The 12,403-nt window shown below is 52.0% G+C and carries 14 protein-coding genes; 10 read left to right on the top strand and 4 right to left on the bottom strand.

Annotation, left to right across the window (positions count from 1 at the left end):
* Positions 1–1,314, top strand: a complete 1,314-nt coding sequence (locus ACFO5Q_RS15120; protein ID WP_068144152.1) for an FMN-binding glutamate synthase family protein — start codon at positions 1–3, stop codon at positions 1,312–1,314.
* Between the two features lie 165 nt (positions 1,315–1,479).
* Here ACFO5Q_RS15120 and ACFO5Q_RS15115 read toward each other — a convergent pair whose 3' ends face one another.
* On the bottom strand, positions 1,480–2,148 hold the full coding sequence (locus ACFO5Q_RS15115; RefSeq protein ID WP_197420939.1) for a TetR/AcrR family transcriptional regulator: 669 nt from the start codon (positions 2,146–2,148) through the stop codon (positions 1,480–1,482).
* 457 nt (positions 2,149–2,605) lie between these two features.
* Between ACFO5Q_RS15115 and ACFO5Q_RS15110 the strand changes: the two genes are divergently transcribed.
* The 7 genes from ACFO5Q_RS15110 (at position 2,606) to ACFO5Q_RS15080 (ending at position 9,751) form a co-directional block, all read left to right on the top strand.
* Complete coding sequence (locus ACFO5Q_RS15110; protein WP_068144143.1) at positions 2,606–2,968, top strand: cupin domain-containing protein; 363 nt, start codon at positions 2,606–2,608, stop codon at positions 2,966–2,968.
* Between the two features lie 11 nt (positions 2,969–2,979).
* Positions 2,980–3,369, top strand: a complete 390-nt coding sequence (locus tag ACFO5Q_RS15105) for a c-type cytochrome (protein ID WP_068144138.1) — start codon at positions 2,980–2,982, stop codon at positions 3,367–3,369.
* A gap of 55 nt (positions 3,370–3,424) precedes the next feature.
* Positions 3,425–4,897 (top strand): NAD(P)/FAD-dependent oxidoreductase, encoded by a 1,473-nt coding sequence (locus tag ACFO5Q_RS15100; protein ID WP_068144136.1) that lies wholly within the window; start codon positions 3,425–3,427, stop codon positions 4,895–4,897.
* Between the two features lie 285 nt (positions 4,898–5,182).
* Positions 5,183–6,679, top strand: coding sequence for an aldehyde dehydrogenase family protein (locus ACFO5Q_RS15095; RefSeq protein ID WP_380084402.1), 1,497 nt, complete (start codon positions 5,183–5,185; stop codon positions 6,677–6,679).
* A 107-nt stretch (positions 6,680–6,786) separates the two neighbouring features.
* Positions 6,787–7,317 (top strand): YybH family protein, encoded by a 531-nt coding sequence (locus tag ACFO5Q_RS15090; protein WP_068144133.1) that lies wholly within the window; start codon positions 6,787–6,789, stop codon positions 7,315–7,317.
* A gap of 141 nt (positions 7,318–7,458) precedes the next feature.
* Entirely contained in the window at positions 7,459–9,420 is a 1,962-nt protein-coding gene (acs, locus tag ACFO5Q_RS15085) for an acetate--CoA ligase (protein ID WP_068144131.1), read from the top strand.
* An 85-nt stretch (positions 9,421–9,505) separates the two neighbouring features.
* Positions 9,506–9,751, top strand: coding sequence for a type II toxin-antitoxin system ParD family antitoxin (locus ACFO5Q_RS15080; protein ID WP_068144130.1), 246 nt, complete (start codon positions 9,506–9,508; stop codon positions 9,749–9,751).
* A gap of 166 nt (positions 9,752–9,917) precedes the next feature.
* Here ACFO5Q_RS15080 and ACFO5Q_RS15075 read toward each other — a convergent pair whose 3' ends face one another.
* The 3 genes from ACFO5Q_RS15075 to ACFO5Q_RS15065 all read right to left on the bottom strand — a co-directional run bounded on the left by ACFO5Q_RS15075 (position 9,918) and on the right by ACFO5Q_RS15065 (position 11,808).
* A complete protein-coding gene (locus ACFO5Q_RS15075) occupies positions 9,918–10,328 on the bottom strand; it encodes a type II toxin-antitoxin system VapC family toxin (protein ID WP_068144127.1) in 411 nt (136 codons plus the stop codon).
* The gene (locus ACFO5Q_RS15070; protein ID WP_068144126.1) at positions 10,325–10,570 is read right to left on the bottom strand and encodes a type II toxin-antitoxin system Phd/YefM family antitoxin; all 246 of its coding nucleotides are present in this window, start codon (positions 10,568–10,570) and stop codon (positions 10,325–10,327) included. Before ACFO5Q_RS15070 ends, ACFO5Q_RS15075 begins: the two co-directional genes overlap by 4 nt.
* A gap of 1,007 nt (positions 10,571–11,577) precedes the next feature.
* Positions 11,578–11,808: a helix-turn-helix domain-containing protein gene (locus ACFO5Q_RS15065; protein WP_068144236.1), complete on the bottom strand. Its 231-nt coding sequence runs from the start codon at positions 11,806–11,808 to the stop codon at positions 11,578–11,580.
* A 116-nt stretch (positions 11,809–11,924) separates the two neighbouring features.
* Here ACFO5Q_RS15065 and ACFO5Q_RS15060 point away from each other — a divergent pair, with 116 nt between their 5' ends.
* A complete protein-coding gene (locus ACFO5Q_RS15060; RefSeq protein WP_020400099.1) occupies positions 11,925–12,143 on the top strand; it encodes a hypothetical protein in 219 nt (72 codons plus the stop codon).
* A 1-nt stretch (position 12,144) separates the two neighbouring features.
* Positions 12,145–12,360, top strand: a complete 216-nt coding sequence (locus tag ACFO5Q_RS15055; protein WP_068144124.1) for an Arm DNA-binding domain-containing protein — start codon at positions 12,145–12,147, stop codon at positions 12,358–12,360.
* Positions 12,361–12,403: the final 43 nt, after the last annotated feature.

The raw sequence follows: 12,403 nt of genomic DNA, 5'->3' as shown, positions 1-12,403 counted from the left end.
ATGACCACTCAGAGGCCTGGATTGCGGGAATCCGCCCTTTTTAACCGCGATGTCATCCATGATATTCAACATGCGGCAGAGACCGGTATCTATGATATTCGGGGATTTGGCGCCAAGCGCCCTGTGCCGCATTTTGATGATCTTCTGTTTCTTGGCGCCAGTGCGTCGCGGTATCCATTGGAAGGCTACCGTGAGCGCTGCGACACCAATGTAATACTCGGCACACGTTACGCGAAAAACCCGATCGAGCTTGATATCCCGATTACGATTGCGGGCATGAGTTTTGGGTCACTTTCAGCCAACGCCAAGGAAGCGCTTGGCCGTGGCGCCACCGAAGTCGGCACCAGCACCACGACGGGCGATGGCGGTATGACGCCTGAGGAGCGGGGCCATTCCAAAAAGCTGGTCTATCAATACTTGCCATCCCGGTACGGTATGAATCCGGATGACCTGAGGAAAGCAGACGCCATTGAAATCGTCCTTGGACAAGGTGCAAAACCCGGCGGCGGCGGCATGCTGTTGGGCCAAAAGATTACCGATCGCGTGGCGCAAATGCGCAATCTGCCTAAAGGTATCGACCAGCGCAGCGCTTGCCGACATCCTGACTGGACGGGTTCTGACGACCTGACCCTCAAGATTCTGGAACTCAGGGAAATCACCGACTGGAAGGTGCCGATCTATATCAAGGTCGGTGCGACCCGCACCTACTACGATACCATGCTCGCAGTAAAATCTGGTGCAGATGTGGTGGTGCTGGATGGCATGCAGGGAGGCACGGCAGCGACCCAAGACGTGTTTATTGAACATGTCGGCATACCGACACTGGCGGCACTGCCGCAGGCGGTTGAAGCCTTGCAGGAGATCGACATGCACAGAAAAGTGCAGCTGATTGTTTCTGGTGGTATTCGGTCTGGCGCTGATGTGGCCAAATGTCTGGCGCTCGGCGCGGATGCGGTTTCTATCGGCACTGCGGCGTTGATCGCGCTTGGCTGTAACCATCCGCAGTGGCAGGCTGAGTACGAAAAAATCGGCTCCAGCGCCGGTTTTTATGATGACTATCAGGACGGCAAGGATCCTGCCGGCATTTCAACACAGGACCCTGAATTGATGAAACGCCTGGATCCGAAAGCTGCCGGACACAGGCTGGCCAATTATCTGCGTGTTTTGACCATGGAGACGCAGATACTGGCTAGGGCCTGCGGTAAGTCTCACGTTCATAATCTGGAGCCGGAAGACATGGTTGCGCTGACTATTGAAAGCGCCGCTATGGCGCGGGTGCCATTGGCCGGTACAAGCTGGATACCGGGACAGTAAGGAGAAGACTGAAGGTTTGCCATTTTATCTGGTCATCTGTCCACCGGGACAGTGACTGGAGCATCCACGGAAATGGCATATTCACTGACACCGCTTCGGCGGTGTCTTTTTTTTGTGCTTTCATCCAGCGGGAATATGGTAGGGGGCTTGGCTCAGATTTTCGATCTATTCGGGCGACAGAGCATAGCGCATGAGCTGGTCATGGATCTCGTCCTTTATCCCAGCCATCTCCGGGTGTTTGGGTTTGTTGTGACCAATGAACATCACCAGGCCTTCGATATGTTCAGCGACGACCGCGGCGCGGAGCTGGACAGTAGACTCTGACAAGGCTGGATTGGCGTGGGAGATCAGGTTCGCAATCTGGTGGCGATGGCGGACGTAAAAGCTGTCCAGCGCCATACAGGCATCAGGGTCGCGCGCTGCCAGTGCCCATATTTCAACGAAGAAAAGCCCTGTTTCCATGGTGGTACAATCGTCGATCAGAAACTTCAATACCCAGGACAACGCCTTTTCGGGGCTCAGGTTAGTGATGCCACCATCAATTTCCTCGTACATTGCCAGATAGTGCTCATCAAGCGTGAAATTCATCGCCGCGGTTATCAGCTCGCTCTTGCTGTTGAAATAGTGCTGAAGCGTTTTCAGGTGAACACCAGCTCTCTTGGCGACCCTGCGCATCGAAAAGGAGCCGTACCCCTCATCAATAAAGACCTGGCGGGCGGAATCGAGAAGTTCTCTCTCCCGCTTGGTCCAAGTGTGTCTGACCTCTTTTTGAGACGAATGGAATGGAGACTCGGATTCTTGCCACTCATCAATAACTGTTTCCTGATCAGACAAAATATCCCTTCCTTCGGAGTTTCCTGATAGCCGCCCGGCGGAAAAATCTTATTTAGCGTTCTATATGGTATGTGTCACACGTGCCGTTTTATAGCTTTTTCCCGAGCAATCTGTGCGGTGAAGGCCGCACATTCATGCTTCTTTATCCGTGGACAAGGGCACTGAAATTTCGCCCAGCCACGAATGCTTATCTAGCAGACAGGATATTCTGTTGACAAGAGTTGGTGATGTAACTAGCGTATACCGTCACATGACGGATAAAAGAAAGAATCGATCCGCAAAGACGTTTTTGAAGCGAATTTGACTCTAAAAATAGACGAGGGAGAGGCGGGCTTGATGTTGACTGGCGGTGGGTTCCGAAAGTTCAGTCGAATAATCCGATCAGCAGATTATTCTTGTACCCTTGGCGGTTTCCTCGCTTCTTCAGCTCAGTCCTTCATAAGAGAGGAGACAGAATGTGCTTATAGCCATTGACCCGAGCAAACTGACAGAAGCTGATTTTACGCCTAGCCAGGCCTTGAAACCAGATTGGCTTATTTCGGGTGCAATCGATGAGCATCTGAAAATGCTCTACACGGCGCCTGATGAGAAATTCATGGTTTTGGTTTGGGAAAACCGTTGCTCTATTGAGACCAAACTTCCCGATTATCCAGTGGACGAATTTCTGACCATCATATCGGGTAATGTGGAAATCGAAAATGAGGATGGCAGCAAGGCCTTCTATGGGGCAGGGGACAGTGTTTTCATAGAAAAAGGCACCACCTGCATTTGGCGGCAAAACGGGCCTTTGCGCAAATACGTTATATGGAACATCCGCTGAGGGAGAGGGTGATGAAACTGGCAAAGATTATAAATGCAGGTGCAGGGGTATGGCTTGGTCTGGCTATGGCCGGTGGCGCATATGCGGGCGAAAGCTGTGACGTGGTAGCGGGGGAGCAGGCCGCGAAAAAATGTGTAGCCTGTCATGCCCTTGATACCGACGAGAATAAGGTGGGCCCAAGCCTGAAGGGCGTCTATGGCCGCACCATTGCAAGCTATGAAGGCTTCCGGTTCTCGCGCGCCCTCAGCAAAGTTGAAGGCGAGTGGACAGAAGAGGAACTGGATAAGTTTCTGCTCAAGCCACAGGCATATGCCCGTGGTACCAGCATGGGATTTGGTGGGCTTCGTAAGGAGCAGGAGCGCGCTGACGTGATTTGTTACCTCAAGAATATCAGCGAGTAAGGCTGCATCCTGTCGTGCTTTTGGCATGGCGAATTTTGATGTTGGGAGAATGGATATGAGCGACAATGAGAAAAAAGAAGTAAGGCGGCCATACGCCGGACCGACAGCGCCATCACGGCGCGGATTTCTGGCAGCGGGTGCTGGAGCCTCTGTTCTGGTTGCCTCAGCGGGGGCGCTGGCGGCCAGTACTGCAGAGGCAGGGGAATACAAGGGCAAGAGTAAAGGTCATGTGATTGTTATTGGTGGCGGGTTTGCCGGTTGCACCGCGTCGAGGGAGCTAAGCCGGAGCGGCTACAAGGTTACCCTTCTGGAAGCCAGGAACCGTCTTGGAGGCCGGACATTTACATCCAAGTTTGCTGGTGAAATGGTCGATATGGGGGGGACTTGGGTACACTGGTCGCAGCCCCATGTGTGGTCCGAGATCCGACGCTACGGGATGGAATTGGATGAGACTGTCGGCGCTGTAGCTGAGAATGTGATCTACATTGACTATGATGGTAAGCGGCACGAGGCAAAATGGTCGGACATCTGGCCAACTGCAGAGGATCACGACAAAGTCTGGCGGAAATATTATCCTGACGCCTATGAGATGATGCCGTTTCCTTCCATGCCTTTCCAGGACCTGAAGTGGATTGAAACCGACAATATAACTATGCAGGAAAAACTGGACACGGCAGATCTATCCGAAATCGAGAAGATTTATATAGATTGCTACCATTCGACCTGTGGCGCCAATGCAATGGATCAAGTGTCCTATGCCTACATTCTGCGCTGGTATGCCCACGCAGGATACAGCGGCACTTGTATTAATGATCTGGGACTTCGGTTCAAAATCAAGGGTGGCACGAAAGCGCTTCTGGAGAAGATCATCGGCGACGCTAATGCTGATATCCACTTGTCGACCCCGGTTCGCAAAGTGACTCAGACGAAAAACGGTGTTGAGGTTCTGACCGATACGGATAAGAAATTCACTGCCGACGCTGTCGTCTGCGCGATGCCTCAAAACGTTTTGCGGGATGTTGAATTCTCACCTGCGCTTCCGGCCGGCAAGCTGAAAGCTTCCGAGGATACTCATGCCGGATCTGGCACCAAATTGCATGTCCAGCTTGAAGGTGAATACGAGGCCTTTGGTGGTTGGGCTCCTGGTGGCGACGTGCCAATCAACTATGTGCTGTGGGACAGCGCCAAGAATGGCCATACTCATCTGATCTGTTTTGGCCCAGGCACTGATACCCTTGATATGAACGATACCGAAGCCGTTCAGAAAGCCATTGAGACTTTTTTGCCGGATGCGAAAGTAATTCAGGCATTTGGCTATGGCTGGAATGATGACCCCTATTCGCAAGGTGTCTGGTTCTCGCCTCGCCCGGGTCAGGCCTATGGTATATTGGAAGACATGCAGTCGTCCCATGGCCGTATACACTTTGCAAGTGGTGATTGGGCCAATAGTTGGCGTGGCTTTATTGACGGCGCCATCGAACAGGGACTGGTTGCCGCTGATAAAGTGCGTGATCAGCTCAAGGGCTGAACGGCGCCGGGCTGCTGGATGACTAGAGGCCAAGTATAGTGAAAACGGATTGCTCTGATGATGCAATCCGTGGCTATTTCACCGACGCTGTTATCGTGACGCCGGCGCATTAGGGTTTCTCGCGGGAGTGGACCACGCCAGCGCATAGGCTAGCGCCGGAGCCGATAGTCGGGGGAGGCATGGGCGGATTGGAGAAGACAGTACGCCTGAAATCTGTGCTCATGGCGGATGTTTAGAGATTTCAAGACGATCGAGGATCATTGATTTTATCGAATGGAGGGCAAGATGCCTTTTGATGTACCCAAGTTTAAAGAAAAATATGACAATTATATTGGTGGCAAATTTGTTGCGCCGGTTGGCGGACAGTATTTTCCCAATACGTCGCCGGTGGACGGCAAGGCCTTTACCAAAGTTGCACGCTCCGACGCTCGAGATATCGATCTTGCTCTTGACGCCGCGCATGCTGCAAAGGATGGCTGGGCCAAAACCTCGGTAACAGAGCGCAGCACCATCCTTCTGAAGATTGCTGACCGCATTGAACAGAATCTCGATTCTCTGGCTATGGTTGAAACCTGGGATAACGGCAAAGCAGTCCGGGAATGTAAGGCCGCTGATCTGCCGCTGGCGATTGATCATTTCCGTTATTTTGCGGGCATCATCCGTGGCGAATCCGATGATATTGCGGATCTCGGTGGTGATACTGTCTCCATGGAGATCAAAGAACCGCTTGGTGTAGTTGGTCAGATTATTCCGTGGAATTTTCCGATCCTGATGGCGACATGGAAACTGGCGCCAGCACTTGCGGCAGGTAACTGTGTGGTTATGAAGCCAGCCGAACAGACCCCGACATCAATCCTGGTGTTAATGGAGGTGATTGGCGACTTGTTACCCCCCGGCGTTGTCAATATCGTCAATGGTTTTGGTGAGGAAGCTGGCGCGCCGCTCGCCAGTTCTACCCGTGTTGCCAAGGTAGCATTCACTGGCTCCACGTCGGTTGGTAAAGCTATTTATGAAGCGGCGGCTCCAAATCTGATTCCGGTCACGCTGGAATTGGGTGGGAAGTCGCCGAACATCTATTTTGAAAGTATAGCCTCCGAAGATGACGAGCTTTTCGACAAAGCGATTGAAGGCTTCGTTATGTTTGCCCTTAATCAGGGTGAAGTCTGTACCTGTCCGTCTCGTGCGCTGATCCAGGAAAGTATCTATGAAAAATTCATGGCGCGCGCCATCGAGCGCGTTAAAGCCATTAAGGTGGGTAATCCGCTGGATCCAGAGACGATGATTGGAGCCCAAGCATCCAACGAGCAGTATGACAAGATCCTGTCATACATCAACATTGGCCGTGATGAGGGTGCCGAGGTGCTGACCGGGGGCGCTGCACGAGAGGTCGATGGCCTTGAAGGTGGCTATTATATTGAGCCAACCATTTTGAAAGGCAGCAACTCTATGCGGGTTTTCCAGGAAGAGATTTTTGGCCCGGTGGTCGGCGTTGTGACCTTTAAGGATGAGGCAGAAGCCATTGCTATCGCCAATGACACCGAATACGGCCTTGGCTCTGGTGTCTGGTCCCGGGATATGCATCAGGTGCACAATGTGTCCCGGCAGATTGAAGCAGGCAGAGTTTGGGTGAATTGTTACCATCTGTATCCGGCTCATGCTTCCTTCGGCGGGTTCAAGAAATCCGGTATCGGTCGCGAGACACACAAGTGTGTTCTGGATGCCTATCGCCGCACCAAGAATGTCCTGATCAGCTACGACAAGAACCGGCTCGGCTTTTTCTGATCGGATTCAATGAGGTTTTGACTGACGGGCAAAACTGCCCGTCGGTCATAAGAGTATAAACCGTCCCGGTTTGCATACACGTACCTGATAGATAGGGAAGCCGTTCATTGATCAATAAGTTCTTGAGAAAATTTGTTGTTTTTTCAGCTTTTCTCATCGTCTCAGGCTGTTCGCAAGCTGACAACAACAGTGATGATCACGCAGCTTCGGTTGAAGCTGAAATTGATGAAGTTGCGATCATTAAAACCATAGAAGGCCGGTTTGATACCGCCTTCCATACGGTCTGGTCAAAAGACCATGATGCCGAAACTTTTGTACATGAATACTTGACTCCAGACGCTGTCATTACAGCGTCAGACAGTCCGACAACCTGGTCCGGGTATGATGAATTAGTTCCGTTGATGGTCGATTTGATTGCGTCCTATCCTGGCATCACAGCAGAATCTGTATTCACCCGGGTAGCCAGCGAAACAGTTGTCTACCAGTTTGCCCAGTTCACCTTTCACCCGGCCGATTCGAACGCTGATACCATTCCGGCTAAGTCCCTCTATGTCTGGGTGCACAGGGATGGAAAATGGAAGATTACCGCAGATCATTTTAGCTACACGCTGATGGATGTGCCTTCAATCGCAAAATAGAGTTTCCTTTCCCGGTTTCTAGATCCTGGACAAGGGTCGTACTTAAGCGCGGCAAGCGAGGGACCTCCCGAATTTGACAGCGCTGCCCAGCCGCCTTGACTCTGGCTCGAATCGGGATGGAATACGTGGGGAGAAATTACAATGTCTGAGATCGCCGTTTATAAGGTGCCCGAATCTGTTGCCGCAAACACCTTTTGTACAGAGGGGCAGTACAGGGACCTATACAAACAATCCATCAACGACCCCATCGCTTTCTGGAGTGAGCAAAAAAACTGTGTTGACTGGTTCCGCGACCCCCAGATTATCAAGAACACTTCGTTCAGCGGAGAAGTATCGATCAAATGGTTCGAAGACGGCGAACTGAATGTCTCCTACAATTGCATAGACCGCCATTTGCCATCCCGCGCCAATGAAATCGCCTTGATCTGGGAAGGCGATAATCCGGCTGAAAGCGCGAAGGTGACATATGGCGAATTGGCCCGGGAGGTGAATCGCTTTGCCAATGTCCTCAAGTCGCTGGGTGTGAAAAAAGGCGATCGGGTCACCATGTACATGCCGATGATCCTTGAAACTACTTATGCGATGTTGGCTTGCGCCCGGATCGGGGCGGTGCATTCGATCGTCTTTGGCGGCTTTTCTCCGGATGCTGTTGCCAGTCGGCTGGACGATTGCCAGTCAAGTTTCATTATTACCGCTGATGAGGGATTAAGGGGCGGTCGCAAAGTGCCTTTGAAGGCCAATGTAGATGCCGCTATCGTGGAGTTGGCCGCATCTACCGGTCGGTCAGTGGATACCGTTCTGGTGGTTAGGCGAACCGGCGCGGATATCGCCATGACCAAGGGCAGGGATGTCTGGTACCACGATGTGTCACAAGATGTCAGTGATCATTGTGACCCGGAGCCGATGAAGGCGGAAGACCCGCTTTTTATCCTTTATACCAGCGGATCGACCGGCAAACCCAAAGGCGTGTTACACACTACGGGCGGGTATCTGGTCTGGGTAACCATGACCTTCAAATATATCTTCGATTACAAGCCGGGTGAGGTCTACTGGTGTTCAGCCGATGTCGGCTGGATTACCGGGCATAGTTATATCGTATATGGACCTCTGTCCAATGGGGCCACCAGCTTGGTTTTTGAGGGGGTGCCAAACTATCCGGATGCCTCGCGGTTCTGGAATGTCATAGATAATTTCAAAGTCAATATCTTCTACACTGCCCCCACCGCCATTCGCGCCCTTATGCGCGAAGGCGAGGATTTTGTGAAAGCGACGGATCGATCTTCCCTCAGGTTGTTGGGGTCTGTTGGTGAACCCATTAATCCCGAGGCATGGAACTGGTATTACACTGTCGTTGGGGAAGGGCGTTGCCCGATTGTTGATACTTGGTGGCAGACCGAGACGGGCGGCGTCCTCATATCGCCTTTGCCGGGCGCAACGCCACTGAAACCTGGGTCGGCGACCCGGCCCTTTTTTGGAGTAAAGCCCGCGCTGGTTGATGCAGACGGTAATATTCTTGATGGTGCGACAGAGGGGAATCTGGTCCTTATGGACAGCTGGCCAGGCCAAATGCGGACCGTCTATGGTGACCATGAGCGGTTCATTCAAACCTATTTCAGCTCTTATAAAGGCCTTTATTTCACAGGGGACGGCTGCCGCCGCGATGAAGACGGTTATTACTGGATTACGGGCCGTGTTGATGATGTCATCAACGTATCAGGCCACCGTATGGGGACGGCCGAGGTGGAGTCCGCTCTCGTGGCTCATGAAGATGTCAGCGAGGCCGCCGTGGTAGGCTATCCGCACGATATCAAAGGACAGGGCATATTCGCCTATGTCACCTGCAAGGCCGGGGTGGAACCCACCGATCAATTGCGATCCGATTTGGTCAAATGGGTGCGCAAGGAAATCGGGCCAATTGCGTCACCTGATGTTATTCTCTTTGCCCCTGGCTTGCCAAAAACCCGCTCCGGCAAGATCATGCGCCGTATCCTGAGAAAGATTGCAGAGAATGACACCGATAGTCTCGGGGATACATCCACCTTAGCGGATCCGTCCGTGGTGGATGATTTGATAAGGACCTACCGCGTGGCGACATCTGTCTGAAAGGTTCTGTAATCCATTTATAGGGCCTGATCTTAAGTACCAATATTTGCTATAAGAGGCTTTGTTGACGTTTTGGAGGCTATCCATGCCCAGAAACACATCCGTCTCTCTCGGTGATCATTTTGCCGGGTTTATCGAGTCCAAGGTTAGAACGGGCCGTTATGGTTCCGCCAGCGATGTCGTGCGGGCCGGTCTCAGGCTTCTTGAAGAACATGAGGCCCGGGTCGAAGCGCTGCAGGCTGCTCTTGCCGAAGGGGAAGCATCGGGCACGCCCCAATCGTTTGATGCCGGTGCATTCCTGAACGAGATGCGGGACAAATATGCCGACTAGGCCGGATGGATACCGGCTTTATCTGCGCGCCCGTACCGATCTCGAGGGGATCTGGCTTTATACCTTCGAAACATGATCGTCAGGCCAGGCCGACGACTACATCTCCGAATGCTTCAGAGCCTTTGAAGGATTGGCCCTGGGCCATATCCTCTCTGCAAGTGGGAAGTTATTCCCAAGGATTGATAATATCGAGTTCGGCAAACGCGAAGTCCTTGGTGTTTCGCGTCACAAGGGTGAGACGGTGATGGATGGCCGTTGCGGCAATCAGGCTGTCAATGGCAGGAAGGGAACGTCCCGCCTTGGCCATAAGACGTCCCCACTCGTCGGCTACTTTGGTGTCAACGGAGAGAATATGGCTTCCAAACCAGGTCGGCAGATCATGCTCCAGCCAGTCCACGATCCTGGCGTATCGGTTGCCTTCGGTAAGTCCTGCAACGCCTTTGCGGATTTCGCCAAGGGTCAGGACGCTCAGGTAAAGCCCTTCCTGAGGAGCCGTCCTGAACCATGCCCGGACTTTGGGGTTCGGTCTTGGCCGTACCAGTTCCGATATGGCGCAAGTGTCAATGAGGTAGCTCACAGATCAACATCGCGCGTGGGCGATTGATCCCGTTCGATGTCGATATCGAGACCTGCCAAAGGCGATTTCCTGAGAAAGCTTGCCAGGTCCGGTTTTCGCCCGACCATTTTCTCGTAATCCGCTCGTGACATAAGGACGGCTGCAGATTTACCCCTTAAGGTGATTTCCTGGGGGCCTTCCTTGGTGAGCTTTACAACTTCACTGAACTTTGCCTTGGCGTCCTGAAGAGGCCACTGTTTCATGTCTTGCTCCATACTAGTCAGACTGGTCATATGATATTGGGGATCGGGGCGTTGATCAAGGAAGTTTATGTCATCTGAACCGGGGCGCGGTCGCCGAAGGTACTTTTCGTCCGACGGTTTCTGTACCCTTTATTTAGGGTCCTTGTTCGTTCCTGTGTCAGGGAAGCCAAATTCCCTGTTGTCCTGCATCAGAGCATGCAGGTAGAGGCGCGGCAAAGACAACGGTGGCCATCACTTGCCATCAGCCTTTGAGCGGACCCATCCTGGCCGCCAGGGCTTAACGGTCGTTCCGGAAAGCGAAAGCTCATCCCACCAAAAGGGCGATCTGTCCCATGGTCGTCCCACTAATGACGATGTTCATCCCGCTTCAACGCAGATCTATCCCACATCCGTCCCACCAAACGGCATTCTCATCCCGCTAAACCCGTTTTTCATCCCACATTCATCCCGTTAAACGGCATTTTCATCCCACTAAAAATACGGCCATCCCGCTTGAAGGTTGGGCGGTTTCTATAATCGAAAGCATAGGAAATGCGAAAAATAATATGGCGATTACAGTGGGTTAGTCTCTCCAAGAAGCGAAAAGAGGTACGGATTCAGTGAAAAATCGGACAAAATTCCGTACAGCTGTTCCACTTGGCATAATTCGCTGTTATGGCCCGAAAATTTCCTGTTCTGAGAAGGAACAGGGAAGGGGCGTTCCCTGTTCTTACCAACGGGAATTTGACTCTTAACTCACTGATATGGCGGGGTTTATAAGGGAAAGTGGAGTACCCAAAGGGCCCAAAACCGGTTCATTACCCTGTAAATTAGCCATTATCAGGGTATTTGAGCCAGGAACAGGGAAGAGACCGGTTCGAGGGTGACTGCAACCGCCACCAATAATTCCAAGGGCTTAGGAAGCATTTCCTAGGCCCTTATTCTTTGTGGGACCACCAAAGGGACCATGATGGGACCAGTGAAATTTGTAGAGCTGGCGTTCCTACGTTTCCGGATCTCTATACAAGTTAGTCGGTACGGTCAGGAATATGCTCAACCAGCTTTTCAACCGGCACCCGAAAGTAATTGCATAGCTTGTCAATGATCTCCGTCGAAGCGTTATAGCCCTTCTGGTTCGCGACTTTGGTCAACGTCGTCCGATGAATGCCGGTCTCCCGCGACACCTCATCAAATGTGACCTTACGACCTTCATTGAAGCCCTTGTCAGCCATTACCTCTCTCAAGCGAAAACGAATCATCACCAACTTACATTCATCAAATGATGTGTATGAACATCTTTTTTTGTTGACATACATCATTGCAGCGATATAAATGATGCGTACACACATCATTGGCCGCGTGGGAGTAACAAAAGATGAGCCCAACATACTTAACAACCGAAGAGTTGGCTAGTAGAATCAAATACGATGTCCGCACCATCCGTGAACGCCTTAAAGATAGCGTCCTTCTGGAGGGGGTTCATTACATTCGGCCGTTCGGCGGGCGCAAAATTCTCTATCTCTGGGAAACTATTGAAAGAGATATGCGCGAGCAGCACAGCCTACCCACCAGCTTCTCGAGTCTGGCGGTTTAACATGGCCGCAATCGGATCTCGGAATGGACGACTATATATTGACTTCCGCTACCAGGGAATTCGATACAAAGAATACACCGGCGCACAAGATACGCCGGCGAACCAAAGAGCAGCTCAGCAACTTTTGAAGCGCATGGAAGCCGAGATTACACTCGGAACGTTTAGCTATCTCAAGTATGTCAAGGGCGGAGCAAAATTAGGCCATAGGGCGGCGTAAAAGTGAGCCAGTATGGATATGGTTGATATGATAGCCGGGGGCA

The organism is Kordiimonas lipolytica (genome assembly GCF_042651265.1).
Taxonomy (GTDB): domain Bacteria; phylum Pseudomonadota; class Alphaproteobacteria; order Sphingomonadales; family Kordiimonadaceae; genus Kordiimonas; species Kordiimonas lipolytica.
This window is presented reverse-complemented; position numbering and strand designations above follow the sequence as displayed.

Coding starts and splice junctions, on each gene's coding strand:
- acs (WP_068144131.1), top strand. CDS start 7,459: ATGTCTGAGATCGCCGTTTATAAGGTGCCCGAATCTGTTGCCGCAAAC.
- ACFO5Q_RS15070 (WP_068144126.1), bottom strand. CDS start 10,570: ATGAAACAGTGGCCTCTTCAGGACGCCAAGGCAAAGTTCAGTGAAGTT.
- ACFO5Q_RS15060 (WP_020400099.1), top strand. CDS start 11,925: ATGAGCCCAACATACTTAACAACCGAAGAGTTGGCTAGTAGAATCAAA.
- ACFO5Q_RS15095 (WP_380084402.1), top strand. CDS start 5,183: ATGCCTTTTGATGTACCCAAGTTTAAAGAAAAATATGACAATTATATT.
- ACFO5Q_RS15055 (WP_068144124.1), top strand. CDS start 12,145: ATGGCCGCAATCGGATCTCGGAATGGACGACTATATATTGACTTCCGC.
- ACFO5Q_RS15080 (WP_068144130.1), top strand. CDS start 9,506: ATGCCCAGAAACACATCCGTCTCTCTCGGTGATCATTTTGCCGGGTTT.
- ACFO5Q_RS15105 (WP_068144138.1), top strand. CDS start 2,980: ATGAAACTGGCAAAGATTATAAATGCAGGTGCAGGGGTATGGCTTGGT.
- ACFO5Q_RS15120 (WP_068144152.1), top strand. CDS start 1: ATGACCACTCAGAGGCCTGGATTGCGGGAATCCGCCCTTTTTAACCGC.
- ACFO5Q_RS15065 (WP_068144236.1), bottom strand. CDS start 11,808: ATGATTCGTTTTCGCTTGAGAGAGGTAATGGCTGACAAGGGCTTCAAT.
- ACFO5Q_RS15100 (WP_068144136.1), top strand. CDS start 3,425: ATGAGCGACAATGAGAAAAAAGAAGTAAGGCGGCCATACGCCGGACCG.